This window comes from Salmonella sp. A1325 (genome assembly GCF_056991255.1).
Window position 1 is genome coordinate 67,962 of the sequence record NZ_JAMLWO010000002.1, and the last position, 26,148, is coordinate 94,109.

General features: G+C 53.4%; 28 protein-coding genes. 21 read left to right on the forward strand and 7 right to left on the reverse strand.

The annotated features are described in order from the left end of the window. Positions 1–13: 13 nt before the first annotated feature. Both NAZ64_RS04220 and tctD read right to left on the reverse strand, forming a co-directional pair. The gene (locus NAZ64_RS04220; protein ID WP_000872338.1) at positions 14–1,429 is read right to left on the reverse strand and encodes a sensor histidine kinase; all 1,416 of its coding nucleotides are present in this window, start codon (positions 1,427–1,429) and stop codon (positions 14–16) included. Continuing rightward, positions 1,416–2,090 carry a transcriptional regulator TctD gene (tctD, locus tag NAZ64_RS04225; RefSeq protein WP_001237934.1) on the reverse strand — a complete coding sequence of 225 codons (675 nt, stop codon included), beginning with the start codon at positions 2,088–2,090 and terminating at the stop codon, positions 1,416–1,418. The genes NAZ64_RS04220 and tctD overlap by 14 nt, the downstream gene beginning before the upstream one ends. Positions 2,091–2,244: 154 nt before the next feature. Between tctD and NAZ64_RS04230 the strand changes: the two genes are divergently transcribed. The 9 genes from NAZ64_RS04230 (at position 2,245) to csiR (ending at position 12,788) form a co-directional block, all read left to right on the forward strand. After that, positions 2,245–3,222 carry a Bug family tripartite tricarboxylate transporter substrate binding protein gene (locus tag NAZ64_RS04230; RefSeq protein ID WP_000744413.1) on the forward strand — a complete coding sequence of 326 codons (978 nt, stop codon included), beginning with the start codon at positions 2,245–2,247 and terminating at the stop codon, positions 3,220–3,222. Positions 3,223–3,233: 11 nt separating this feature from the next. Continuing rightward, positions 3,234–3,668 (forward strand): tripartite tricarboxylate transporter TctB family protein, encoded by a 435-nt coding sequence (locus NAZ64_RS04235; protein WP_001574835.1) that lies wholly within the window; start codon positions 3,234–3,236, stop codon positions 3,666–3,668. Positions 3,669–3,678: 10 nt separating this feature from the next. Beyond that, positions 3,679–5,193, forward strand: coding sequence for a tripartite tricarboxylate transporter permease (locus tag NAZ64_RS04240; protein ID WP_000382034.1), 1,515 nt, complete (start codon positions 3,679–3,681; stop codon positions 5,191–5,193). Positions 5,194–5,495: 302 nt separating this feature from the next. Beyond that, on the forward strand, positions 5,496–6,473 hold the full coding sequence (gene glaH / locus NAZ64_RS04245) for a glutarate dioxygenase GlaH (RefSeq protein ID WP_000993100.1): 978 nt from the start codon (positions 5,496–5,498) through the stop codon (positions 6,471–6,473). Positions 6,474–6,498: 25 nt separating this feature from the next. Beyond that, on the forward strand, positions 6,499–7,767 hold the full coding sequence (gene lhgO, locus NAZ64_RS04250; protein ID WP_023212485.1) for an L-2-hydroxyglutarate oxidase: 1,269 nt from the start codon (positions 6,499–6,501) through the stop codon (positions 7,765–7,767). Between the two features lie 21 nt (positions 7,768–7,788). Next, the gene (gene gabD, locus NAZ64_RS04255) at positions 7,789–9,237 is read left to right on the forward strand and encodes an NADP-dependent succinate-semialdehyde dehydrogenase (RefSeq protein WP_001176532.1); all 1,449 of its coding nucleotides are present in this window, start codon (positions 7,789–7,791) and stop codon (positions 9,235–9,237) included. Between the two features lie 14 nt (positions 9,238–9,251). Then, positions 9,252–10,535 carry a 4-aminobutyrate--2-oxoglutarate transaminase gene (gene gabT / locus NAZ64_RS04260; RefSeq protein WP_001650446.1) on the forward strand — a complete coding sequence of 428 codons (1,284 nt, stop codon included), beginning with the start codon at positions 9,252–9,254 and terminating at the stop codon, positions 10,533–10,535. Between the two features lie 133 nt (positions 10,536–10,668). Then, on the forward strand, positions 10,669–12,069 hold the full coding sequence (gene gabP, locus NAZ64_RS04265) for a GABA permease (RefSeq protein ID WP_020899122.1): 1,401 nt from the start codon (positions 10,669–10,671) through the stop codon (positions 12,067–12,069). Positions 12,070–12,110: 41 nt separating this feature from the next. Continuing rightward, the gene (csiR, locus tag NAZ64_RS04270; RefSeq protein WP_000126152.1) at positions 12,111–12,788 is read left to right on the forward strand and encodes a DNA-binding transcriptional regulator CsiR; all 678 of its coding nucleotides are present in this window, start codon (positions 12,111–12,113) and stop codon (positions 12,786–12,788) included. Between the two features lie 21 nt (positions 12,789–12,809). Here the strand turns inward: csiR and lysM are convergent, their stop codons facing one another. Then, on the reverse strand, positions 12,810–13,259 hold the full coding sequence (lysM, locus tag NAZ64_RS04275; RefSeq protein ID WP_000522406.1) for a peptidoglycan-binding protein LysM: 450 nt from the start codon (positions 13,257–13,259) through the stop codon (positions 12,810–12,812). A gap of 99 nt (positions 13,260–13,358) precedes the next feature. Further along, a complete protein-coding gene (locus NAZ64_RS04280; RefSeq protein WP_000508175.1) occupies positions 13,359–13,517 on the reverse strand; it encodes a YqaE/Pmp3 family membrane protein in 159 nt (52 codons plus the stop codon). Positions 13,518–13,699: 182 nt separating this feature from the next. Between NAZ64_RS04280 and NAZ64_RS04285 the strand changes: the two genes are divergently transcribed. The 3 genes from NAZ64_RS04285 to NAZ64_RS04295 all read left to right on the forward strand — a co-directional run bounded on the left by NAZ64_RS04285 (position 13,700) and on the right by NAZ64_RS04295 (position 14,849). Next, positions 13,700–13,999 carry an ArsR/SmtB family transcription factor gene (locus NAZ64_RS04285; RefSeq protein ID WP_001749413.1) on the forward strand — a complete coding sequence of 100 codons (300 nt, stop codon included), beginning with the start codon at positions 13,700–13,702 and terminating at the stop codon, positions 13,997–13,999. Positions 14,000–14,008: 9 nt separating this feature from the next. Continuing rightward, positions 14,009–14,536 (forward strand): rhodanese family protein, encoded by a 528-nt coding sequence (locus NAZ64_RS04290; RefSeq protein WP_024155004.1) that lies wholly within the window; start codon positions 14,009–14,011, stop codon positions 14,534–14,536. 133 nt (positions 14,537–14,669) lie between these two features. After that, complete coding sequence (locus NAZ64_RS04295; RefSeq protein WP_316970094.1) at positions 14,670–14,849, forward strand: YodC family protein; 180 nt, start codon at positions 14,670–14,672, stop codon at positions 14,847–14,849. 89 nt (positions 14,850–14,938) lie between these two features. Here the strand turns inward: NAZ64_RS04295 and stpA are convergent, their stop codons facing one another. Further along, positions 14,939–15,340 carry a DNA-binding protein StpA gene (gene stpA, locus NAZ64_RS04300; RefSeq protein ID WP_001051100.1) on the reverse strand — a complete coding sequence of 134 codons (402 nt, stop codon included), beginning with the start codon at positions 15,338–15,340 and terminating at the stop codon, positions 14,939–14,941. Between the two features lie 899 nt (positions 15,341–16,239). Here stpA and alaE point away from each other — a divergent pair. Next, positions 16,240–16,689, forward strand: a complete 450-nt coding sequence (gene alaE / locus NAZ64_RS04305; RefSeq protein ID WP_483640875.1) for an L-alanine exporter AlaE — start codon at positions 16,240–16,242, stop codon at positions 16,687–16,689. A gap of 34 nt (positions 16,690–16,723) precedes the next feature. Here alaE and NAZ64_RS04310 read toward each other — a convergent pair whose 3' ends face one another. Then, the gene (locus NAZ64_RS04310) at positions 16,724–17,074 is read right to left on the reverse strand and encodes a DUF2002 family protein (protein ID WP_220569680.1); all 351 of its coding nucleotides are present in this window, start codon (positions 17,072–17,074) and stop codon (positions 16,724–16,726) included. Positions 17,075–17,235: 161 nt separating this feature from the next. Between NAZ64_RS04310 and NAZ64_RS04315 the strand changes: the two genes are divergently transcribed. Continuing rightward, positions 17,236–17,562 (forward strand): ElaB/YgaM/YqjD family protein, encoded by a 327-nt coding sequence (locus NAZ64_RS04315; RefSeq protein ID WP_001650455.1) that lies wholly within the window; start codon positions 17,236–17,238, stop codon positions 17,560–17,562. Positions 17,563–17,645: 83 nt separating this feature from the next. Here NAZ64_RS04315 and pdxR read toward each other — a convergent pair whose 3' ends face one another. Then, positions 17,646–18,980, reverse strand: coding sequence for a MocR-like pyridoxine biosynthesis transcription factor PdxR (pdxR, locus tag NAZ64_RS04320; RefSeq protein ID WP_001138466.1), 1,335 nt, complete (start codon positions 18,978–18,980; stop codon positions 17,646–17,648). Positions 18,981–19,068: 88 nt separating this feature from the next. Between pdxR and NAZ64_RS04325 the strand changes: the two genes are divergently transcribed. The 7 genes from NAZ64_RS04325 (at position 19,069) to proW (ending at position 26,125) form a co-directional block, all read left to right on the forward strand. Further along, entirely contained in the window at positions 19,069–19,500 is a 432-nt protein-coding gene (locus tag NAZ64_RS04325; RefSeq protein WP_000209807.1) for a carboxymuconolactone decarboxylase family protein, read from the forward strand. Positions 19,501–19,771: 271 nt separating this feature from the next. Further along, on the forward strand, positions 19,772–20,017 hold the full coding sequence (nrdH, locus tag NAZ64_RS04330; RefSeq protein ID WP_000028870.1) for a glutaredoxin-like protein NrdH: 246 nt from the start codon (positions 19,772–19,774) through the stop codon (positions 20,015–20,017). Beyond that, positions 20,014–20,424, forward strand: a complete 411-nt coding sequence (gene nrdI, locus NAZ64_RS04335) for a class Ib ribonucleoside-diphosphate reductase assembly flavoprotein NrdI (RefSeq protein WP_483640876.1) — start codon at positions 20,014–20,016, stop codon at positions 20,422–20,424. Before nrdH ends, nrdI begins: the two co-directional genes overlap by 4 nt. After that, positions 20,397–22,541: a class 1b ribonucleoside-diphosphate reductase subunit alpha gene (nrdE, locus tag NAZ64_RS04340; RefSeq protein WP_183057822.1), complete on the forward strand. Its 2,145-nt coding sequence runs from the start codon at positions 20,397–20,399 to the stop codon at positions 22,539–22,541. Before nrdI ends, nrdE begins: the two co-directional genes overlap by 28 nt. 10 nt (positions 22,542–22,551) lie before the next feature. Next, complete coding sequence (gene nrdF, locus NAZ64_RS04345; RefSeq protein WP_483640877.1) at positions 22,552–23,511, forward strand: class 1b ribonucleoside-diphosphate reductase subunit beta; 960 nt, start codon at positions 22,552–22,554, stop codon at positions 23,509–23,511. 354 nt (positions 23,512–23,865) lie between these two features. Continuing rightward, the gene (gene proV / locus NAZ64_RS04350; RefSeq protein ID WP_000985529.1) at positions 23,866–25,068 is read left to right on the forward strand and encodes a glycine betaine/L-proline ABC transporter ATP-binding protein ProV; all 1,203 of its coding nucleotides are present in this window, start codon (positions 23,866–23,868) and stop codon (positions 25,066–25,068) included. After that, entirely contained in the window at positions 25,061–26,125 is a 1,065-nt protein-coding gene (gene proW, locus NAZ64_RS04355; protein WP_220569679.1) for a glycine betaine/L-proline ABC transporter permease ProW, read from the forward strand. Before proV ends, proW begins: the two co-directional genes overlap by 8 nt. Positions 26,126–26,148 lie beyond the last annotated feature (23 nt).

Below are 26,148 nucleotides of genomic sequence, written 5' to 3' on the forward strand. Positions count from 1 at the left end.
ACATTTGTGCGCATTACTGCGGAACAAGGCTTAAAAAGCGTATCCGAACGTATAGCCCTCCCAACGCTTCGCTACGGGAAAAATGGGGATGAGTACGGTGCAGGCGTGCGATATCATTGACCAAAGCCAGACCAATGCCCGCCCCGGCCACATTTCCTACGTTATCGAGCCGGTGGAACGGCTGTAGCGCCAGATGGATGTGTTCATCATCAATGCCGGGGCCGCTATCTTCGACAACCAGCGTCACGGCATCGCCATCCCGTTCAAGCCGCGCGGTGACGATGCCTTGCTCAGGCGTGTATTTCAGCGCATTATCCAGCAAGTTTCCGCACAGCTCGCTAAGCAGTACCTCATCCCCCTCGATCCACATCGCTTCCTGTTCGCCTTCGTAGCCCAGGTCGATATGTTTACTGCGCGCCTGCGCCAGGCGGGTAAAGCAGCCGCTCTGTACGATATCGTACAGATTCACCGGGGAAAAACGCCGCTCGCCCTGCTCTTTATGCTTTACCGCAGAAAGTTGCAACAATCTTTCCGTGAGCTGAATGGTGCTATCCAGCGTTACGCTCATCGCCTGCAGACTTTCGTACCAGTGATGAGGGTGCTGGCTGGCTAACGCCACCGCCGCCTGCGTTTTTAACACCGCCAGCGGCGTTTTTAACTGGTGAGAAGCATCGGCGCTAAAGCGTTCCTGCCGGGAAAGGATGCCGCGGAGCCTGTCAATGTAGCGATTAAACGCCACGATTAACAAGCGTGTTTCCGACCACGGCAGCAGTTCCGGCAGCGGCGTTAACAGACCCGGTTCGCGGCGTACCATTAATGACGAAAGTTGACGCATAGGGCGCAGGATCCGGCGTAATAACCAGCCAACCAGCACCAGGGTCAGCAACACCAGCAGCCCCTGTGAGATCCAGGAAGAGAACAGCAGTTGGCCCGCCAGATAACGACGGGACTGCAGCGTCTCTGCGACATAAATCTCCGCCATGCCGATAATGCCGCCTTCGTTGACCGGCTGTAGCAAACGCGCCACGCGGATCGCCTCGCCGCGATACTCGGTATGATAGAACCACGCCAGCGCCGGATAAAGCCGGGTACGAGGCGTAGCGGGCGGCATGGCGGGCAGATCGTCATAACCGGAAATAACCTTTCCGGAAGGGTCGACGACTTTGTAATAGAGTCGATCATTCATATTAAGCTCGAAGCTATCCAGCACTACCCAGGGCACGTTAACTTCCAGATGGTTATTGCGCACCACCAGCCGTTCCGATACCGTTCGCGCCGAGGAGAGCAACGTACGATCATAAGCCTGAGTGGCGGCCTGTAGCGCATTGACATAGCTGTTAAACGCCGACAGCCCCCATAGCAGAATCAGCGGCAACCCCAGGAACAGCAAGAGTTGCAGGTACAACGATTGCGGCTTAACCCACTTCATCGCCGCGCTCCAGCACATAACCCAGGCCGCGCAGCGTCGTAATTCGTACATCGCTTCCCTGGAGTTTTTTACGCAGTCGATGAATATAAAGTTCGATGCTTTCAGGGCTTACCTCATCGTTCAGGCTGAACACCTGTTCAAAAAGCTGCTGACGCGAGACCGGCCGCGTTCGTCTGTACATCAATACGGTTAAGAGCGCCTGCTCACGCGGCGTCAGCGCTAACGGCTGTCCCTGTAACAGAAAATACCCTTCATCATGAAAGATCAATTCCCCCAGTTGCTGAACTTCATGAACCTGCCCAGCGCTGCGTCGGAGCAAGGCCCGTAAACGGGCATCCAGCTCCTCCAGTTCAAAGGGTTTCGGCAGATAGTCATCGGCGCCGACGTTGAGACCTTTTACGCGATCCGCCACCGCGCTGCGCGCCGTGAGCAGCAAAACGGGCAAGGTCTGACCGCGTTTACGCAGCCGTTGCACCACCTCCAGTCCATCCATTCCCGGCATATTGATATCCAGCACCGCCAGCGCGTACATTTCACTGTGCAGAAGATGGTCAGCCGCCAGGCCGTCAAATACGCAGTCCACGGCAAAGCCGTTTTGCACCAGCGCTTTCTCCAGCCAGTGAGCCAGCTCACGGTTATCTTCCGCCAATAAGAGACGCATATCACATCCTGTAAAGTTTCTGCCGCATTGAAAGGGAATTGAAAGGTTATTGTTTTAACAATCACGCAACCGAACTGCTACATGTCGGCTCACATAATCACAAAAATCTTCTTCCGAACCTGAAAAATCCGGACGTCCGGCGTGAGGATAAAAAATGAAAAAACAATTACTTCGTACCCTTACTGCAAGCATTTTATTAATGAGTACCTCTGTTCTGGCGCAGGAGGCGCCGTCGCGAACGGAATGTATCGCGCCAGCCAAACCTGGCGGCGGTTTCGACCTTACCTGTAAGCTGATTCAGGTGAGTTTGCTGGAGACTGGCGCTATCGAGAAACCCATGCGGGTAACGTATATGCCCGGCGGCGTCGGCGCTGTGGCCTATAACGCGATAGTCGCCCAACGCCCTGGCGAACCCGGGACTGTGGTCGCCTTTTCCGGCGGTTCGCTGCTCAACCTGTCGCAGGGGAAATTTGGTCGCTACGGCGTGGATGATGTGCGCTGGCTGGCAAGCGTGGGCACTGATTACGGCATGATCGCCGTGCGTGCGGATTCCCCGTGGAAAACGCTGAAAGATCTGATGACGGCGATGGAAAAAGATCCCAACAGCGTGGTCATTGGCGCTGGCGCCTCTATTGGCAGCCAGGACTGGATGAAGTCGGCGTTGCTGGCGCAAAAGGCGAACGTCGACCCGCACAAGATGCGCTACGTTGCCTTTGAGGGCGGCGGCGAGCCGGTGACGGCATTAATGGGCAACCATGTTCAGGTTGTCTCCGGCGATCTCAGTGAAATGGTGCCTTATCTGGGCGGCGACAAAATCCGCGTGCTTGCCGTCTTTTCAGAAAATCGTCTGCCGGGCCAGCTTGCCAATATCCCTACCGCTAAAGAACAGGGCTACGACCTGGTGTGGCCGATTATTCGCGGCTTCTACGTCGGGCCCAAAGTCAGCGATGCCGATTACCAGTGGTGGGTGGATACCTTCAAGAAGCTCCAGCAAACCGACGAGTTTAAAAAACAGCGCGATCTGCGCGGCCTGTTTGAGTTCGACATGACCGGCCAGCAGCTCGATGACTACGTGAAAAAACAGGTTACTGATTACCGTGAACAGGCGAAAGCCTTCGGACTCGCGAAATAATCGCGGAGGCAATGATGAGCGATCGTATCTTTGCGGGTATCTGGCTGTTGCTCTGTATCGCCGGGCTATTCATCGCCTGGCAGATCCAAAGCGAATACAGCTATGAACCCGTCGGCCCCCGCCCTTTTCCGCTGGGGATTATCGGCCTGATGGCGCTCTGCGCGCTGGCGCTGTTATTGCGCCATCCCGACACGGTTAGCTGGCCGCGCCGCCATGTGCTGCAAAAGCTAATTACCATGATCATCATCCTGTTGATGTATGCCTGGGGATTCGAATGGCTGGGTTTTCCCATCGCCACCGCGCTTCTCACCATGGTTATCGGGATGCTGTTCGGCGCCACGATTCCGGCGGCGGGTATCTCCGGCGCGGTATTAGGCATTCTGCTGTGGTATGCCTTTGACCGGCTGCTTGATGTCACCTTACCTCTCGGCGCCTGGCTGAGTTAACGGAGCAACGATGGATACCTGGATATATCTTTCTCAGGGCTTTGCGGTGGCGATGACGCCGGAAAACTTGGTTATCGCGTTGATTGGCTGCTTCGTGGGCACGATCGTCGGTCTGCTGCCGGGTCTGGGACCGATCAACGGCGTGGCAATCTTACTGCCGCTGGCCTTTGCGTTGCATCTGCCTGCTGAGTCGGCGCTAATTCTGCTGGCGACGGTGTACATTGGGTGTGAGTATGGCGGCAGGATCTCCTCCATATTGCTCAACGTCCCCGGCGATGCGGCGGCGATCATGACGGCGCTGGACGGTTACCCGATGGCGCAGCAAGGGAAAGGCGGCGTAGCGCTGTCGATTTCCGCAGTCAGCTCATTTTTCGGTTCATTAATCGCTATCGGCGGCATCATTCTGTTCGCCCCTTTACTGGCGCAATGGTCGCTGGCCTTTGGTCCGGCGGAATATTTCGCCTTAATGGTTTTTGCCATCGCCTGTCTTGGCAGCATGATGGCGCAAAACCCGCTTAAATCATTTCTGGCAGCGCTGATCGGTCTTGGCCTTGCGACCGTCGGCGTGGACGCCAACACCGGGGTTTATCGCTTTACCTTTGACAGCGTTCATCTTTCCGACGGCGTACAGTTTATCGTCGTGGTGATCGGCCTGTTCTCGGTATCAGAAATACTTTTAATGCTGGAACATACCAGCAGCGGGCAAACAATGGTCCGCAAAACGGGTCGAATGTTGTTCAACCTGAAAGAAGGCGCGCAGTGTATCGGCACCACCCTGCGTTCTTCGGTAATCGGCTTTTTTGTCGGCGTATTGCCCGGCGCCGGGGCGACCATCGCCAGCGCCATTACCTATATGACCGAGAAAAAACTCAGCGGCAACAGCGATAGCTTCGGCAAAGGGGATATTCGCGGCGTCGCGGCGCCGGAGGCGGCAAACAACGCCTCTGCCTGCGGCTCCTTCATCCCGATGCTGACGCTGGGCGTTCCCGGTTCCGGCACTACGGCAGTGATGATGGGGGCGCTGACGCTGTACAACATCACGCCAGGCCCGGCGATGTTCACCGAACAGCCGGATATCGTCTGGGGACTCATCGCTGCGCTGCTGATTGCGAACGTGATGCTGCTGATCATGAATATCCCGTTGATCGGTCTGTTCACCCGTATGCTCACCATTCCGCTGTGGTTCCTGGTACCCGCCATCGCTGCCGTATCGGCGGTAGGGGTGTATGCGGTACACAGCACCACCTTCGATCTGGTGCTGATGGTCGCGCTCGGCGTGTTAGGGTACATTTTACGTAAAATGCACTTCCCCATGTCGCCGCTGATCCTGGGATTCGTATTGGGGGAAATGCTGGAGCAGAATCTGCGTCGCGCACTCTCCATCAGTAACGGCAATATGGCGATTTTGTGGCAAAGCGGCGTTGCCAAAGCCCTGCTGATCATGGCGATCATGGTCATTGTCGTACCGCCAGTGTTACGTCTGATCCGTAAACACAGCCGTAAACCGCAGGTTGACGCCGGTTAATTGACTGCTGAAATACGTTGTACTTGTCCGGCCTACGCGCTTATGTGCCAGGCCGGGCAACCCCGCCAGCATCACTTTCCCCATAACTTGCTCATTTTACACCCCTTCTTGCCGTTGTCAGGCTCGTGGCGCCGTTAACCTCACCCTTCGCATTGTTAAATATTTGTTGTTTTTGATCACAATAATTAAACAAAAGCGGTTATTTCATACGCGTTCCTGGAAAATGTCGATATTTTTAATTTATGGCTACGAAATGAGCATCGCCATGTCTCCCTGACCATCTACCGAGAGGAATGATTCTGATGAATGCACTGACTGCCGTAAAAGCGAACACAGATGATTTAGCCCAACGCCATACTGGTTTCACCCTTGCCCCTTCGGCGCAGTCGCCGCGCCTGCTGGCGTTAACGTTTACGGCGGATACCACAAGACAATTTCTCCATCAGGTTGCGCAGTGGCCGGTGCAGGCGCTGGAATACAAATCTTTCTTACGTTTTAAAATCGGCAAGATCCTCGACGATCTGTGCGGCAATCAGCTACAACCGCTGTTGATCAAAACGCTCCTCAACCGTGCACAAGGCGCGCTGTTGATCAGCGCCGAAGGGATCGATGATGTCGCACAGGCAGAAGAGATGGTCAAACTGGCGACGGCGGTGGCGCATCTTATTGGTCGCTCCAACTACGATGCGATGAGCGGCCAGTATTACGCGCGTTTCGTGGTCAAAAACGTCGACAACTCCGACAGTTATCTGCGCCAGCCCCACCGCGTAATGGAACTGCACAATGACGGCACCTATGTTGAGGAGGTGACCGACTACGTGCTGATGATGAAAATCGACGAACAAAATATGGAAGGCGGTAATTCGCTGCTGCTGCACCTTGATGACTGGGAACATCTGGAGTCGTTTTTTACCCATCCGCTGGCGCGTCGCGTCATGCGCTGGGCGGCGCCGCCAAGCAAAAATGTTAGCCATGACGTCTGGCACCCGGTGTTTGATGTCGACCAACAAGGCCGCCCGGTCATGCGTTATATCGACCAGTTCGTCCAGCCAAAAGACTTTGAAGAAGGCGTCTGGCTCAGCGAGCTTTCAGACGCGCTGGAAACCAGTCAAAACATCCTCTCCGTACCGGTACCGGTCGGCAAATTCCTGTTGATTAACAATCTGTTCTGGCTACATGGACGCGATCGTTTTACGCCGCATCCTGACTTGCGTCGCGAACTGATGCGCCAGCGCGGTTACTTCGCCTACGCCGCCAGCCATTATCAAACTCACCAATAAGCGCCACGGCGAAGGAATTACGCGGATGTATGATTTTGTGATTATCGGCGGCGGCATTATCGGCATGTCGACCGCCATGCAACTTATTGATGTCTACCCAGATGCGCGCATCGCATTGCTGGAAAAAGAGTCCGCGCCAGCCTGCCACCAGACCGGGCATAACAGCGGCGTGATCCATGCCGGGGTGTACTACACGCCCGGCAGCCTCAAAGCGCGGTTTTGTCTGGCAGGCAATCAGGCGACTAAAACCTTTTGCGATCAAAACAACATCCGCTACGACACCTGCGGCAAAATGTTGGTCGCCACCTCGGAGCTGGAAATGGCGCGGATGCGCGCGCTATGGGAGCGGACGGCGGCCAACGGCTTAGAGCGCGAGTGGTTAAGCGCGGCGGAGCTGCGTGAACGCGAACCCAATATCATTGGCCTGGGCGGGATTTTTGTCCCTTCCAGCGGGATTGTCAGCTATCGCGATGTCGCGACGGCCATGGCGAACCGCTTTCAGGCCAAAGGCGGCGAGATCATCTACCATGCCGAGGTCAGCGCGCTAACAGAACATGCCGCTGGCGTTGTCATTCGCACCTCGCAAGGTCGGGAAATCGAAACCGCTACGCTTATCGGCTGTGCAGGACTGATGGCGGATCGGCTGGTCAAAATGCTGGGCGTGGAGCCCGGTTTTATTATCTGCCCTTTCCGCGGCGAGTACTTTCGTCTGGCCCCGCGGCACAACCGGATCGTTAACCATTTGATCTACCCGATCCCCGATCCGGCAATGCCGTTTCTCGGCGTCCATCTTACCCGCATGATTGACGGCAGCGTTACGGTCGGGCCGAATGCGGTGCTGGCGCTTAAACGCGAAGGCTACCGTAAGCGCGACGTTTCCTTCACCGACACTCTGGAGATTTTCCGCTCCGCCGGTATTCGTCGCGTACTGCAAAATCATCTGCTTTCCGGACTGGGCGAGATGAAAAACTCGCTGTGCAAAAGCGGCTATTTGCGGCGAGTACAAAAGTATTGCCCCAGCCTGACTGTCAACGATCTCCAGCCCTGGCCGGCAGGCGTGCGGGCGCAGGCGGTTTCGCCGGACGGCAAACTGATTGATGATTTTCTGTTTGTCACGACGCCGCGTTCCATTCACACCTGTAACGCCCCCTCCCCGGCGGCGACATCAGCGATACCTATCGGCGCGCATATCGTCAGCAAAGTTCAGGCGCTACGCGAAAGCCAGAGCAACCCCGGACGTACGCTGCGTGCGGCACGCAGCGTGGACGCACTACACGCCGCATTTACCCGTTAACCCTTCAGACAGGAAGCAATTATGCAACTTAACGACTCTACCCTGTTCCGCCAGCAGGCCTTTATCGATGGCGACTGGCGCGACGCGCGCGGCGGCGATGTCATCCCCGTTAGCAACCCCGCCAACGGGAAACCGCTTGGCAATGTGCCCAAAATGGGGGCGGAAGAGACGCGCGACGCCATCAACGCCGCCAATCGCGCCCTGCCCGCCTGGCGCGCGCTCACCGCCAAAGAGCGAGCCAATATCCTGCGTCGCTGGTTCAATCTGATGATGGAACATCAGGACGATTTGGCGCGTCTGATGACGCTGGAACAGGGTAAACCGCTGGCGGAAGCGAAAGGCGAAATTAGCTACGCCGCCTCGTTTATTGAATGGTTCGCCGAAGAGGGGAAGCGTATCTATGGAGACACGATTCCAGGTCATCAGGCCGATAAACGGCTGCTGGTGATTAAACAGCCCATCGGCGTCACCGCCGCGATTACCCCGTGGAACTTTCCCTCGGCAATGATCACCCGTAAAGCCGGCCCCGCGCTGGCCGCAGGCTGCACAATGGTACTCAAACCCGCCAGCCAGACGCCGTTTTCCGCGCTGGCGCTGGCGGAACTGGCCCGGCGCGCCGGAATTCCCGCAGGCGTATTTAACGTCGTTACCGGTTCGGCAGGCGATATCGGCGGCGAGCTGACCAGCAACCCGCTGGTACGCAAACTGTCGTTTACCGGCTCGACGGAGATTGGCCGCCAGCTAATGGAACAATGCGCCAAAGACATTAAAAAAGTGTCGCTGGAGTTGGGCGGCAATGCGCCGTTTATCGTCTTTGACGATGCCGATCTGGATAAAGCCGTCGAAGGCGCGCTGGCTTCGAAGTTTCGCAACGCCGGGCAGACCTGTGTCTGCGCCAATAGATTGTATGTTCAGGACGGCGTTTACGATCGTTTTGCGGAAAAACTCAACCAGGCGGTAAATAAGCTCGCGGTCGGCGACGGCCTGCAAGCCGACGTCGCTATCGGGCCGCTGATTGATGAAAAAGCCGTGGCGAAAGTCCAGGAGCATATCGCCGACGCGCTGGAAAAAGGCGCCCGCGTCATTACGGGCGGTGAAGCGCACAAATTGGGCGGCAACTTCTTTCAACCGACCATTCTGGCGGATGTTCCTGATAACGCGAAAGTCGCCAAAGAAGAGACATTCGGGCCGCTCGCGCCTCTGTTCCGCTTCAGCGACGAGGCGGATGTCATCAGGCAGGCTAACGATACCGAGTTCGGCCTGGCAGCCTATTTTTATGCACGCGATTTAAGCCGCGTTTTCCGCGTCGGCGAAGCGCTGGAATACGGCATCGTCGGTATTAATACCGGCATTATCTCCAACGAAGTCGCGCCTTTCGGCGGTATTAAGGCCTCCGGATTAGGCCGTGAAGGTTCCAAATACGGCATCGAAGATTATTTAGAAATCAAATATATGTGCATCGGCCTTTAACAGGAGAGTCGCTAATGAATACCAATAACGCTTTAATGCAGCGCCGTCATAACGCCGTTCCTCGCGGCGTGGGCCAGATTCACCCGATTTTCGCCGAGCGGGCGGAAAATTGTCGGGTCTGGGATGTCGAAGGCCGTGAGTATCTCGATTTCGCGGGCGGCATTGCCGTCCTGAACACCGGTCATTTACATCCGGGCATTGTTTCAGCGGTGGAAGCGCAGCTGAAGAAATTGTCGCATACCTGTTTTCAGGTGCTGGCCTATGAACCGTACCTGGCGTTGTGCGAACGCATGAACCAGAAGGTACCGGGCGATTTCGCCAAAAAAACGTTGCTGGTCACGACCGGTTCAGAAGCGGTTGAAAACGCGGTGAAAATAGCCCGCGCGGCGACAAAACGCAGCGGCGCTATCGCGTTTAGCGGCGCTTACCACGGTCGTACCCACTACACGCTCTCTCTGACCGGGAAAGTACACCCGTACTCTGCTGGTATGGGATTGATGCCAGGCCATGTCTACCGCGCGCTTTATCCTTGCCCGCTACACAACATCAGCGACGACGACGCGATCGCCAGCATTGAACGCATCTTTAAAAATGATGCCGCGCCGGAAGATATCGCCGCCATTATTATTGAGCCGGTACAGGGCGAAGGCGGATTTTACGCCGCCTCTCCCGCGTTTATGCAGCGACTGCGCGCGCTATGCGACCAACACGGCATTATGTTGATTGCCGACGAAGTGCAAAGCGGCGCGGGCCGGACCGGTACGCTGTTCGCCATGGAACAGATGGGCGTTGCGGCAGATATTACCACGTTTGCGAAATCGATCGCCGGCGGCTTTCCGCTGGCAGGCGTTACCGGTCGGGCAGACGTGATGGACGCTATCGCGCCGGGCGGTCTGGGCGGCACCTATGCCGGAAACCCGATTGCCTGCGCCGCCGCGCTGGCGGTACTGGACATTTTCGAGCAGGAAAATCTACTGCAAAAGGCGAATACGCTTGGCAACACGCTGCGCGATGGCCTGATGGAGATAGCGGAAACGCACCGTGAGATTGGCGACGTGCGCGGACTGGGCGCCATGATCGCCATTGAGTTGTTCGAAAATGGCGACCCCGGCAAACCGAACGCGGCTCTGACCGCCGACATTGTGGCCCGCGCCCGCGAGAAAGGGTTAATTCTGCTCTCCTGCGGTCCTTACTACAACATCTTGCGCATCCTCGTTCCACTCACTATTGAGGCCTCGCAGATTCGGCAAGGCCTGGAGATTATCGCCCAGTGCTTTGATGAGGCGAAACAAGCGTAATGTCCAATAAGCAGCGTCGGATGGCGACGTAACTGTCTTATTCGGCCTACAAAAACCGTTTCGATTGTAGGCCGAATAATTAAGCCAGGCGCCATCCGGTAAACGAGCGCAATAACAATAAAGAGGTTTTAGGATGGGGCAATTGTCAGAATCACATGCATTAGGGGGCGGGCTGAAATCACGCCACGTCACCATGTTATCGATCGCTGGCGTCATCGGCGCCAGCCTGTTTGTCGGTTCCAGCGTGGCGATTGCGGAGGCCGGCCCTGCGGTACTGCTGGCCTATCTGTTCGCAGGACTTTTAGTCGTCATGATTATGCGAATGCTGGCTGAAATGGCCGTCGCCACGCCAGATACCGGTTCTTTTTCCACCTATGCGGATAAAGCGATCGGCCCCTGGGCCGGGTATACCATCGGCTGGTTATACTGGTGGTTTTGGGTGCTGGTTATTCCGCTGGAGGCCAATATTGCCGCCATTATTCTGAATTCATGGATACCAGGTATTCCGGTGTGGCTATTTTCATTAGTGATTACGCTTGCCTTAACCGGAAGCAATTTATTGAGCGTCAAAAATTACGGCGAATTCGAATTCTGGCTGGCGCTATGTAAAGTAATTGCCATTCTGGCGTTTATCGCGCTGGGCGCGGCGGCGATTAGTGGTTTTTATCCGTATGCCGAGGTAAGCGGTATCTCCCGGCTATGGGATCACGGCGGTTTTATGCCTAACGGCTTCGGCGCGGTGTTAAGCGCCATGTTGATCACCATGTTCTCTTTTATGGGCGCGGAAATCGTCACTATTGCTGCCGCGGAATCCGATACGCCGGATAAACATATCGTACGCGCCACCAATTCTGTTATCTGGCGAATTTCCATCTTTTACTTGTGTTCCATTTTTGTGGTGGTGGCGCTGATCCCGTGGAATATGCCGGGCCTGAAAAGCGTAGGTTCGTACCGCTCGGTACTGGAGCTGCTTCATATTCCGCACGCAAAATTCATTATGGACTGCGTGATTTTGTTGTCGGTGACCAGTTGTCTGAACTCCGCATTATATACCGCCTCCCGGATGCTCTATTCCCTTAGCCGCCGCGGCGATGCGCCTGCGATAATGGGAAAAACTAACCGTAGCAAAACGCCCTGGGTGGCGGTTCTCCTCTCTACCGGCGCGGCCTTTTTAACCGTTATCGTCAATTATTATGCCCCGGCAAAAGTGTTTAAATTTCTTATCGACAGTTCCGGCGCCATCGCGCTGCTGGTCTATCTGGTGATTGCGATTTCGCAATTGCGGATGCGTAAAATTCTGCTGGCGCAGGGCGGAGAAATTAAGCTGAAAATGTGGCTTTATCCGTGGCTCACCTGGCTGGTTATCGGCTTTATCTGCTTTGTCCTGGTGGTGATGCTGTTTCGACCGGCACAGCAACTAGAAGTCATTTCGACCGGGCTGTTAGGGCTGGGCATAATAGGTACTGTCCCCATTATGTCTCGCTGGAAAAAACTGATAAGGTGGCAAAAAGCCCCCCTGCAAAACCTACGTTAGTTATTCCCGGCGTCAGCCGGGAAGCTTCTCAGGAGTAAAAGATGACCGCCCTTTCCCAACCGACGGCCATAGATGGCTATCGCTGGCTTAAAAATGACATTATTCGCGGCACTTATCAGCCGGATGAGAAACTGCGGATGAGTTTATTAACCGCCCGCTATGCGCTTGGCGTAGGGCCGCTGCGCGAGGCGCTGTCACAACTGGTGGCGGAACGGCTGGTCACCGTGGTGAATCAAAAAGGCTATCGCGTGGCGTCCATGTCAGAGGCGGAACTCCTCGATATTTTTGACGCGCGCGCCAATATGGAAGCGATGCTGGTACGCCTGGCGATTGAACGCGGCGATGATGCGTGGGAGGCGGAGATCCTGGCGCGAGCGCATATGCTCAGCAAACTGGAAGCCAGCGATGCCAGTGAACATATGCTCGATGAATGGGATCAGCGCCACCAGGCGTTCCATTCCGCCATTGTCGCCGGGTGCGGCTCCCACTATCTGCTACAGATGCGCGAACGCTTATTTGACCTGGCGGCCCGCTACCGCTTTATTTGGTTACGTGAAACCGTTCTGTCCGTCGAGATGCTGGAAGATAAACATATCCAGCATCACACGCTAACCGAAGCGATACTGGCGCGCGAGGCGGCACGCGCCAGCGAATTAATGCGTCAGCATTTGCTGACGCCGATTCCCATTATTCGCCAGGCGATGGCAGGGAAAATGTAGCCTGGCGCGACCTGATAGCCATTATTCTTCAGGAATACGCAACACTTGTCCCGGATATATTTTTTCCGGGCTTTTCAGCATCGGTTTATTTGCCTCGAAGATTTTATTATACAGATTGGCGTTACCATACACTTGCTTTGAAATAGCGCTCAGGGTGTCGCCTGATTTTACGGTATAAAACTGACTTTCAGCCGCCGGCGTCGTGGTTTTAACCTGATCGTCAACGCTGCTAATCCCGGCGATATTCCCCACGGCAACCAGAATTTTTTCTTTTGCCTCCTGACTCAGCCCATCACCCGTCACTGTCGCTTTTCCATCAGCTATTTGCACATTCACTTTGTCAGCGTCGGGTATTCCCGTTTTATTTAAATGTTCCTGGACTTTTTTCGCCTGATCGTCCTTATCATGATTAGCGGTTACCGCGTCCCAGAGTTTTTCACCTGCATCTTTTACAAAATTGAAAAGTCCCATATTCACCTCGCTTGTCAAAAATACACACAAAGAAAAGTGTAGCAGAGGGAATGAGGTTATCCTGATAAGCGGCGCTTATGCGCCGCCGGTGGCCGGTAATTAATGACGCATCTGAACCCAAAATGCGTGGATAAGCCCCGGAATATATCCGAGTAATGTCAGCAGGATATTAAGGATAAATGCCCAACCGAACCCTTTTCCTAAAAGTACGCCGAGCGGAGGCAAAATAATCGTAAATACAATTCTCCAGAAACCCATATACACTCCATACAAGCAAAATTAGTCATTGTTTAAAAAGAGATTTTATCTCTAAGCATAGTCAGTTTACCTGAGCCTGCCAGTCACGCGCCGCGCTTTTACCCTCCTTTACGCTCTTTACGCTGGCATTAGGTTGACGTTTATTTTAGAATTAACTAAATTTAGAAAATTCTTAAATAACTATGACAGAGCTTGAACAACTTCAGTCCAGCGCAGAACAGGCGGCGGCCCTGCTCAAAGCGATGAGCCACCCAAAAAGATTACTGATTTTATGTATGCTTTGCGGTTCGCCAAAAACCAGCGCAGGCGAACTGGCGCGCATTACCGGGCTAAGCCCCTCCGCGACGTCGCAACATCTGGCGCGGATGCGGGAAGAAGGACTGATTGATAGTCAACGCGATGCCCAGCGCATTCACTATTTCATTAAAAATGAGGCGGTTAATACGATTATCGCCACGTTAAAGAATCTCTATTGTCCATAAGGAGGCACGATGTCCATTGGGATAGTTTCCCCCCGTGAGGCGCAAGCGCTGATAGCGCAAGGCGCGAAACTGATTGATGTGCGCGACGCCGACGAATATCTGCGCGAGCATATTCCACATGCGCAACTGGCGCCGCTTTCCCGGCTTGAACAGGGCGATTTGCCCGCCAACCTGCGAGCGGAACAGATTATTTTTCACTGTCAGTCCGGTAAACGAACCAGCAGCAATGCAGCAAAACTACAGGCCATTGCCGCCCCTGCTCAGGTCAGTTTACTGGAAGGCGGTATCGACGGATGGAAAGCGGCAGGATTGCCCGTCACAGAAGACAAATCGCAACCGTTGCCGCTGATGCGTCAGGTGCAAATCGCCGCCGGCGGGTTGACGTTGCTTGGGGTGATTCTGGGCTATACGATCCACAGCGTTTTTTTCCTCATTAGCGGGTTTGTCGGCGTCGGGTTAATGCTGGCAGGTATGACCGGCTTCTGCGGAATGGCGCGACTACTGGAAAAAATGCCCTGGAATAGCCGTACTCATTAAGCGGTACCTTCACCGCGCGTCGGTAAGTGTGTAGTAGACTGAATCAGAGTTTATGGCTTTCGTTTAGCTGTGCTTTAGCTAGTTTATAATAGAGTGAATCCGTGTTTATAACTTCATTCTACAGGAGGATGTTATGTTCGCACCCGGTGATATAGTACAGCCCCGAATGGGGGGGCCGAAACTGAAAGTGATTGAAGTCAACGAGGATCATATTGTCGCGGTACAGGCCAGCAATGAGCAGGGCGAAAAATTGATCCTCAAAGCGGAAGATGTCACCCCCTATTGCGAAGAGGGCGATTTTGGCGTGTGCTGATTTATCAGAATGAGCATGGCGCAACGTTCCCGGAGTCCTGGTTAATAGAGACAGGAAACGAAGCGCCATCCGTTAAAGGTTATCCGTGATTAGATTAAGAAATCATCCAGAGATTTCCCCGCCGCCAGCGCCTGGGCAATCGGTTTAGGCGTACGACCTTGTCCGGTCCAGGTTTTTTCTTCGCCATTGAAATCAGTAAAACGATATTTTGCCGGACGCGGCTGGCGCTTTTTAGCAGAACGCGGCATTGCTGAATCCATGGCAAATAACTCTTCCGGGTTAATACCGTCTGCTTTCATCAGCTCCAGAAAGGCATTAATTTTCTCCTGCTTCTCGGCAAGCTGGCGTTGCTGCAATTCTTCTTCTTCGCGTCTTTCTTTAGTGACAACCCTGAATTTTTCGAGCATTTCTTCAAGAACGTCAATGGAGAATTCGCGAGCCATAGCACGCAGCGTGCGGATATTATTTAAGTTCTGTAACATCAAATTCATATCAATAAAAACCTTTTAACGCAGAAAACAAAAAACTATTACAGGCGGTATTGTATGCGATTATTGATTATATTTCCAGATCCTAAAGTTCATACAGATATACTCAGTATAACTCGATTAATTATATTAATCTGTTAACCAGAAGGTTATATTCATTACCCCCTGTGTGTTTCAGGTTATTCTGCCTACGGTATATCTGTAGGTTTCCCGTTCAGCTGTTTATACCCTTCATACTTCAAGTTGCTTATGTGTTGGCTACGGATTACCCGGCCCATCCATGGGCCTCGCCCTGACGGGCCGTCGCACGCGACGTTCAAATCTGCTCCCGGCAGATTTGTCGCTCACCCCAGTCACATCGTTATCTATGCTCCTGGGGACTCACTCCCTTGCCGCCTTTAAGCAACTCGACATCCATAGCGTATATAGCGTATTGCGTATCTCAGTAACCACGGTGACCCTCACGGTGGCTGACCTTATACAGAAGTGAATATTTCAGCACAATAATAGATTAACCATTCAAAAATCATCATCAGAGCTTTATGCTAAAAATCAGCCTGCAATAGCTATAATTATGCTGAGAAAAGTAGAGCGCGTGCCGTTAGCCGAGAATACATCGCATCTGACAACATTTGGAATGTGGCTGAAAATCGCCAGAAAAACAATGCATTATAATGCATTGATTTAAAAGTAATTAATAACTAACAACAACGAAAATCTCGCCGCGAGCAAAAAACACACAACCACAGAGTATTTTATCGACAAAAAGTCTATAAATAAAAATATTGCACTAGTTGATAGTTATTATATAGGGATATACTCTATGCAAAGACAAAAGTGCTTTATGATTTCACTACCAACCATCACCTCATTCTGATTGATACGCTACAAGGAGCATTAACATGTTCTCTCCACAGTCACGCTTGCGTCATGCCGTAGCAGACACGTTTGCGATGGTTGTTTACTGTTCTGTTGTGAACATGTTGATCGAGATATTCCTCTCCGGAATGAGCTTTGAGCAGTCGCTTTCTTCCAGGCTGGTGGCGATACCTGTCAACATTTTTATTGCATGGCCATACGGCGTTTACCGCGATCTGATTATGCGCGTCGCGCGTAAGGCAAGCCCGGCGGGATGGGCCAAAAACCTGGCGGATGTATTGGCTTATGTCACCTTTCAGTCACCCGTTTATATTATCATCTTGCTGACCGTCGGTGCCGGCTGGCATCAGATAGTGGCCGCCGTGAGTTCAAACATTGTTGTTTCAATGTTAATGGGCGCGGTTTATGGCTACTTCCTGGATTATTGTCGCCGCCTGTTTAAAGTGAGCAGCTATCATCAGGCTAAGGCGTAAGTTAGCGTCGCGACTGGCATTGCCAGTCGCGCTTTTAGTCGCTTTTTTCGTCGACAAAAAGCCCGTTCAGATAACGTTCTAACGCTATTCGGGAGCTAAAGCCGTGGGGAATACCGTAATGTTCGTGGGTCTCGCCGCCTAAATAGAGCGGAAAATTTTGGTAATGATCGCAGGTTTTAATATCCGAAGCCGGGTCAGCCAGTGATGAGCTACGGTCTTTTAATCTGGGGTGAATGATCAGCGCGGTACGCCCCATACGCGCCTCGCGGTTAACATAAACATAATTCTCGCCGCGTCGATAACCATACGTCTTATTCGTCACCACATCGACGGTAAACCCTGCCTTTTCCAGTACCCGCGCCACCTCGTCAGGTCGTAAATACATATTTTATCCTCATTCTCTTTTACTGCGGGCTTACCTTACCCGATAGCGCGTTATCAACGCTTTCAGAAAAGTCCAGAAACGCATGATATCGCCATAACAAGCCTCAGCAGGTAAAAATATGAACTACACTGAAAGCTACATCGAAATCAATGGAGGATCATATGCTTAACAAACCGAACCGAAACGACGTCGATGATGGTGTTCAGGATATTCAGAATGATGTCAATCGATTAGCCGACAGTTTGGAAGATGTCCTTAAATCCTGGGGAAGCGATGCGAAAGACGAAGCCGAGGCTGCGCGACGTAAAGCACAGGCGTTGCTGAAAGAGACCCGGGCGCGGATGCATGGACGTACTCGCGTAAAACAAGCCGCCTGTGATGCGATGGGGTGCGCGGATACGTTTGTGCGTGAAAAACCCTGGTGTAGCGTAGGAACCGCCGCAGCGGTGGGGATTTTTATCGGGGCGCTGCTTAGCCTGCGTCGCTAACGACGTGCCCTGCCGGATGGTGACATACTTTATTGGGCCTGCATCATTGCCGCAGGCCCAGGTCCCGCCATTCGGCGAAACGGTTACTGTATCGCCTGCCGAAGCTGCCATGCGACCTGTTTCGCCATGCCAGCGGAAGTAATATTGGTAAACGACAGTAAAATGCCCCCCTTTCCTGACGAAACCACTCGCCAACGGCTTAGCGCCTGTACCGCCAGTCCGGCCTGATTCGCTTTCGCTACCTGCGCTTTATCATCGCCTTCAACCTCAATAACCAATTGAATACCGCCTTTCTGTAATGTCACGACAAATCCCTGTTCTGCCAGCGCCTCTTCAATCCATAACCGTCGCTGAGCATAATGTTGACGCATCTTTTTCAGATGCCGCCAGAAATGGCCATCACGGATAAAATCAGCCAGCGTGTGCTGCCATAACAACGGTACGCTACAGGGCATCAGCGACGCCTGCTGGCGGAAATGCTCAATCTGCTTTATCGGCACCACCAGCCAGGCGGTACGTAATGCCGGAAAGAGCGACTTACTGAACGTTCCGGCGTAAATCACTCGCTGCGGGGCATCCAGACTCTTGAGCGGCGGAAGCGGTTTACCGTGATAACGAAATTCGCTGTCGTAGTCATCTTCAATAATCCAGGCCTGCACATTCGCCGCCCATGCCAGAAGTTGCCGTCGGCGAGTTAACGACAGCGCCACCCCCAAAGGACTTTGATGGGCGGGCGTCACCAATGCAAAGCGCCCCTGCGGGCAGTCCCGCATCCCCGCCGCGACATTCAGCCCATCGGCATCGACCGGAATCGGCGCCAGCGTAATCCCCTCCTGCGTTATCACCGGGCGAATTAACGGAAAACCGGGATCTTCCACCCACATGCTGTCTCCCGGCACAGACAATGTACGCAGGATTAGCCGCATAGAATCCGCATATCCGGAGGTAATAAATACCTGTTCCGGCAGGCATTCAATGCTACGCGAAACCCGCAGGTAATCGACTATCGCCTGGCGCAAAATCGCCTCGCCGCAGACGTCGCCTAATGCCAGATCGAAGCGCGTCTGCGTGCGCAACCGACGCCCCATCACTCGCGCCCACTTCTCGCGTGGAAAGAGATCCAGCGCCGGTAACCCCATCTGAAAGGGTTTCGGTTCCGGACTTTCTCCGGCAAAAACAGCGGGTATCGGCGGCGCCGTCTCAAACCGTAGAGCGTTGCTCACAAACGTGCCTGCCTGGCCACGTCGCTCCAGCCAGCCCTGCGCCACCAGCTCGCCATAGGCATTTTCCACCGTGGCGCGAGAAACGCCCAGTTCCTGCGCCCACGTCCGGCTGGAAGGCAAACGCGTTCCGGGCGCGAGTTCTCCTTGCTCAATGGCCGTTTTTAACTGACGAGCGATGTGCTGATAGCGCGGCATATGGTCTGCTTTTTCTGTAAAAATATGGCTCTCTTTTACAGACCATTATAGTGCTACAGTGCTCGTCATCAACACGAGGAGAAACATGATGACGACGTTACGCCAACCCTATTATGAACTGAGCCCGGAGGTTTACAGCGCTCTGGTGCAGGCGAAAAACGCGCTGGAAAAGAGCACGCTTGACCTCACTCTGATGGAGCTGATTTACCTGCGTGTTTCGCAAATAAATGGTTGTGCATTTTGCCTGGAGATGCACAGCAAAGCGCTGCGTAAGGCTGGCGTAAATCAAGCTAAATTAGATGCGCTGGCAGGATGGCGGGTAAGCCACCATTTCAGCGAGCAAGAGTGCGCGGCGTTAGCCTGGGCGGAATCGGTGACGCACATTGCTGAAACCCACGCCGAAGATAATGTTTACCTGCCGCTGCTCGATCATTTCAGCGCGCGTGAAATCAGCGATCTGACCTTCGCCATCGGTTTAATGAACTGCTTTAACCGTCTGGCGATTGGTATGCGAATGTGACGCATTGTTGCCGGATGGCGCGGATGTCAGCCAACTCTGTTATGCGTGAACCTGCAGGCCGGATCGGGCATTCACGCCGCCATCCGGCAAAAATTAGCCATGCCGCCCCTACCCCGCTGCGTTCATCAGCGACGTTAAAATCAATCGAAAATTCCCATATCTTGTATGGTTGAATCTTAATTCAACTACATCTAGTATTTCCTGTATCAACACACGACAATCCGACGCGTTTCATCGCGCCGTTTTCTCATTTTAAATGGAAATACGAATCATGAGCATTACTATTTACACTCGCAATAACTGTGTTCAGTGCCACGCCACAAAGCGGGCGATGGAAAGCCGTGGATTTGAATTTGAGATGGTGAACGTCGATCTGGTGCCGGATGCAGCGGATACGCTCCGGGCGCAAGGATTTCGTCAATTACCGGTGGTGATGGCGGGCGATTTGAGCTGGTCTGGCTTCCGCCCGGACATGATTAACCGTCTGCACCCGACACCCCACGCGGCAAACGCATGAGCGCGCTCGTCTACTTCTCCAGCAGCTCTGAAAATACGCACCGTTTTATGCAGCGTCTGGGGCTGCCTGCCACGCGTATTCCGCTCAATGAACGGGAGCGAATTCAGGTAGACGCACCGTACATTCTGGTTGTGCCGTCATACGGCGGCGGCGGGATGGCCGGTGCGGTGCCGCGACAGGTGATCCGCTTTTTAAATGATGAACACAACCGGGCGCGCATTCGCGGCGTCATTGCCTCCGGTAACCGCAATTTCGGCGATGCCTGGGGATGCGCTGGCGATGTGATAGCACAAAAATGCGGCGTTCCCTGGCTGTACCGCTTTGAGCTCATGGGCACACAACGCGACATCGATAACGTCCGAAGAGGAGTAAATGAATTTTGGCAACAACTACCCCGGAGCGCGTAATGCAGGAAACCATGGATTACCACGCCCTGAACGCGATGCTGAATCTTTATGATAAAGCAGGCCATATTCAGTTCGACAAGGACCAGCAGGCGATCGACGCCTTCTTTGCCGCCCACGTCCGCCCGCATTCCGTGACGTTTGCCAGCCAGCATGAACGTCTGGAGACGCTGGTTCGGGAAGGGTATTACGATGACGCCGTCCTCGCGCGTTACGACCGCGCCTTCGTCCTTCGCCTGTTCGAGCACGCCCATGCCAGCGGCTTTCGCTTCCAGACGTTTCTTGGCGCCTGGAAGTTCTATACCAGTTACACGCTGAAAACCTTCGACGGCAAACGTTATCTGGAACACTTTGAAGATCGGATGACAATGGTGGCGTTGACGCTGGCGCAGGGTGACGAAACGCTGGCCACCCAACTGACCAATGAAATGCTTTCTGGTCGCTTTCAGCCCGCCACCCCGACTTTTTTAAATTGCGGTAAACAGCAGCGTGGGGAACTGGTCTCCTGCTTCCTGCTCCGTATCGAAGACAATATGGAGTCGATCGGGCGGGCGGTGAATTCGGCGCTACAACTCTCCAAACGCGGCGGCGGCGTCGCGTTTTTACTCTCCAATCTGCGCGAGGCGGGCGCGCCGATCAAACGCATTGAGAATCAGTCTTCCGGCGTGATCCCGGTGATGAAAATGCTGGAAGACGCGTTTTCGTATGCCAACCAGCTTGGCGCGCGCCAGGGGGCCGGCGCGGTTTATCTCCATGCGCACCATCCGGATATTCTGCGTTTTCTGGATACCAAACGGGAAAATGCTGACGAAAAAATCCGGATCAAAACGCTCTCTCTCGGCGTGGTGATCCCGGATATCACCTTCCGGCTGGCGAAAGAAAACGCGCAAATGGCGCTCTTTTCGCCCTATGACGTACAACGACGCTACGGCAAACCGTTTGGCGATATCGCCATTAGCGAACGGTACGATGAATTAATTGCCGATCCGCACGTGCGTAAAACCTATATTAACGCCCGTGACTTTTTTCAAACACTGGCGGAGATTCAGTTCGAATCCGGGTATCCCTACATCATGTTTGAAGATACGGTAAACCGCGCGAATCCCATTGCTGGGCGCATTAATATGAGTAATCTGTGCTCGGAAATTTTACAGGTCAATAGCGCCTCCCGTTACGACGATAACCTTGACTATACCCACATCGGGCATGACATCTCCTGCAATCTCGGCTCGCTGAATATCGCTCACGTCATGGATTCACCGGACATTGGCCGTACCGTAGAAACCGCTATTCGCGGCCTGACGGCGGTGTCGGACATGAGCCATATACGCAGCGTGCCCTCAATAGCCGCCGGTAATGCCGCCTCTCATGCCATCGGTCTGGGCCAGATGAATCTGCATGGCTATCTGGCGAGAGAAGGCATTGCCTACGGTTCGCCGGAGGCGTTGGATTTCACCAATCTCTATTTTTACACCATTACCTGGCATGCCGTGCATACTTCAATGCGGCTGGCCCGCGAACGCGGCAAAACCTTCGCCGGATTTGCACAGTCGCGCTATGCCAGCGGCGACTATTTTACGCAGTATTTACAGGACGACTGGCAACCGAAAACAGCGAAAGTCAGGGCGCTATTTGCCCGCAGCGGCATTACGCTGCCCACACGAGAAATGTGGCTAAAGCTGCGCGACGATGTGATGCGCTATGGCATCTATAACCAAAATTTGCAGGCGGTGCCGCCGACCGGTTCGATTTCTTACATTAATCATGCGACTTCCAGCATTCATCCGATTGTGGCCAAAATTGAGATTCGCAAAGAGGGCAAAACCGGGCGTGTGTATTACCCCGCGCCGTTTATGACCAATGAAAATTTGGACATGTATCAGGATGCTTACGATATCGGTCCGAAAAAAATTATTGATACCTATGCCGAGGCCACGCGCCACGTCGATCAAGGGCTGTCGCTCACCCTGTTTTTCCCCGATACCGCCACGACCCGCGATATCAACAAAGCGCAGATCTATGCCTGGCGAAAAGGTATTAAGTCACTGTATTACATCCGGCTTCGCCAGTTGGCGCTGGAAGGTACTGAAATTGAAGGCTGCGTATCCTGCGCGCTATAAGGAAAGCCATATGAAATTATCTCGTATTAGCGCCATCAACTGGAACAAGATCCAGGACGACAAAGATCTGGAGGTGTGGAACCGGCTGACCAGTAACTTCTGGCTGCCGGAAAAAGTGCCGTTATCGAATGATATTCCGGCCTGGCAGACGCTAAGCGCCGCCGAACAGCAGCTCACCATTCGCATGTTTACGGGTCTTACGCTGCTCGACACTATCCAGAACATCGCAGGCGCGCCGTCGTTAATGGCAGATGCCATCACGCCGCATGAAGAGGCAGTACTGTCGAACATCAGCTTTATGGAAGCGGTACACGCCCGCTCTTACAGTTCTATTTTTTCCACGCTGTGCCAGACAAAAGAGGTTGATGCCGCCTACGCCTGGAGCGAAGAAAACCCGCCGCTACAGCGTAAGGCGCAGATTATTTTGGCTCATTACGTCAGCGATGAACCGCTAAAGAAAAAGATTGCCAGCGTCTTTTTAGAGTCTTTTCTGTTCTATTCCGGCTTCTGGCTGCCGATGTATTTCTCCAGCCGCGGTAAGCTCACGAACACTGCCGACCTGATTCGTTTAATCATTCGCGATGAAGCGGTTCACGGTTATTATATTGGCTATAAGTATCAGATAGCGCTACAAAAACTATCGGCAATCGAGCGTGAAGAGTTAAAGCTTTTCGCGCTGGATTTGTTGATGGAACTGTACGACAACGAAATCTGCTACACAGAAGCGTTATATGCGGAAACCGGCTGGGTTAACGACGTCAAAGCCTTCTTGTGCTACAACGCCAATAAAGCCTTAATGAACCTGGGTTATGAGGCGTTATTTCCGCCGGAGATGGCAGACGTGAATCCCGCAATCCTTGCCGCGCTCTCGCCGAATGCCGACGAAAACCATGATTTCTTTTCCGGCTCAGGTTCATCTTATGTGATGGGGAAAACAGTCGAAACCGAAGACGAAGACTGGAATTTTTAACCTTACGGGCATGGGAAATAACGTTACATTTTCCATGCCTTTATTTCAAGCAATACCAGGTTAAATCGCGCAAATATTACAACATGTCCTACACTCAATACGAGTGAGATTATTCACCTGGATTCACCCAATTCAGGTGGATTTTTGCTGGTTGTCCCAAAAAATATCTCTCTCTCCTCATTCGCGTTCAGCCCTTATATCATGGGAAATCACAGCCGATAGCACCTCGCAATATTCATGCCAGAAGCAAATTCAGGGTTGTCTCAGATTCTGAGTATGTTAGGGTAGAAAAAGGTAACTATTTCTATCAGGTAACATATCGACATAAGTAAATAACAGGAATCATTCTATTGCATGGCAATTAAATTAGAAGTAAAGAATCTGTATAAAATATTTGGAGAACATCCGCAGCGTGCCTTCAAATATATTGAAAAGGGACTATCGAAAGAGCAAATACTGGAAAAAACGGGGCTATCGCTTGGCGTTAAAGACGCCAGTCTGGCCATTGAAGAAGGCGAGATATTTGTCATCATGGGATTATCCGGCTCGGGTAAATCCACAATGGTACGCCTTCTCAATCGCCTGATTGAACCCACCCGCGGACAGGTACTGATTGACGGCGTTGATATTGCCAAAATATCAGACGCTGAGCTTCGCGAGGTGCGCAGGAAAAAGATTGCGATGGTCTTCCAGTCATTTGCGCTCATGCCGCATATGACCGTGCTGGATAATACGGCATTCGGTATGGAATTAGCGGGCATCGCGGCGCAAGAGCGTCGCGAAAAAGCGCTGGACGCCTTGCGTCAGGTAGGGCTTGAGAATTACGCTCACGCCTATCCGGATGAACTTTCCGGTGGGATGCGTCAGCGTGTTGGACTTGCCCGCGCGCTGGCAATCAACCCTGATATCTTATTAATGGATGAAGCGTTTTCCGCCCTCGATCCATTAATTCGTACCGAAATGCAGGATGAGCTGGTGAAATTACAGGCGAAACATCAGCGCACCATTGTCTTTATTTCCCACGATCTTGATGAGGCTATGCGTATTGGCGACAGGATTGCCATTATGCAAAATGGCGAGGTCGTACAGGTTGGTACGCCGGATGAGATCCTGAATAATCCGGCAAATGATTATGTCCGCACGTTCTTCCGTGGCGTGGATATTAGTCAGGTCTTTAGCGCCAAAGATATTGCCCGTCGCAGTCCGGTCGGCTTAATTCGTAAAACGCCAGGTTTCGGTCCCCGTTCGGCACTGAAATTATTACAGGATGAAGACCGTGAATATGGTTACGTCATTGAGCGTGGCAATAAATTCGTGGGCGTCGTGTCCATCGACTCATTAAAAGCGGCATTAAGCCAGGCGCAAGGGATTGAAGCGGCGCTTATCGACGACCCTTTAGTCGTTGATGCGCAAACCCCACTCAGCGAGTTGCTCTCTCACGTCGGTCAGGCGCCCTGCGCGGTGCCGGTTGTCGATGAAGAACACCAGTATGTTGGCATTATTTCAAAACGTATGTTGCTACAGGCTTTAGATCGCGAGGGGGGTAACAATGGCTGATCAAACGAATCCGTGGGATACCGCACAGGTGGCCGATACTACGACGCAAACGGCTGATGCCTGGGGAACACCGGCAGGCGTAGCCACGGACGGCGGCAATACCGACTGGTTGAACAGCGCGCCCGCGCCAGCCCCTGAACACTTTTCTCTTCTGGACCCGTTCCATAAGACGCTGATCCCGCTGGATAGCTGGGTCACAGAGGGAATCGACTGGGTCGTCACCCATTTCCGTCCCCTTTTTCAGGGGATTCGTGTGCCGGTGGATTACATCCTTAACGGCTTTCAGCAACTGCTGCTGGGAATGCCCGCCCCTGTGGCGATTATTCTCTTTGCGCTGATTGCCTGGCAGGTTTCCGGCGTGGGCATGGGGATCGCAACGCTGATATCGCTGATCGCTATCGGCGCGATCGGCGCCTGGTCGCAGGCGATGATTACCCTGGCGCTGGTGCTGACCGCCCTGTTGTTCTGCGTCGTGATCGGATTACCGATGGGAATCTGGCTGGCGCGCAGCCCGCGTGCGGCCAAAATAGTTCGTCCGCTGCTGGATGCGATGCAGACCACGCCCGCGTTTGTCTATCTGGTGCCGATTGTCATGTTATTCGGCATCGGTAACGTGCCGGGCGTGGTGGTGACGATTATTTTTGCTCTACCGCCGATTATACGCCTGACGATCCTGGGCATTAACCAGGTGCCTGCCGACTTAATTGAAGCGTCGCGCTCGTTCGGCGCCAGCCCGCGCCAAATGTTGTTCAAAGTGCAGCTACCGCTGGCGATGCCCACCATTATGGCAGGTGTTAATCAGACGCTGATGCTGGCTCTCTCGATGGTCGTCATCGCCTCGATGATTGCGGTCGGTGGGCTTGGCCAGATGGTACTACGCGGCATTGGTCGTCTTGATATGGGGCTGGCAACCGTGGGCGGCGTCGGCATTGTGATTCTCGCCATTATTCTGGACCGTCTGACGCAGGCCGTCGGGCGCGACTCGCGTAGCCGCGGTAACCGTCGCTGGTATACCACCGGTCCTGTTGGGCTAATCACCCGCCCTTTCGTTAAGTAACTCTCCTGACGCCCGGTGACGCT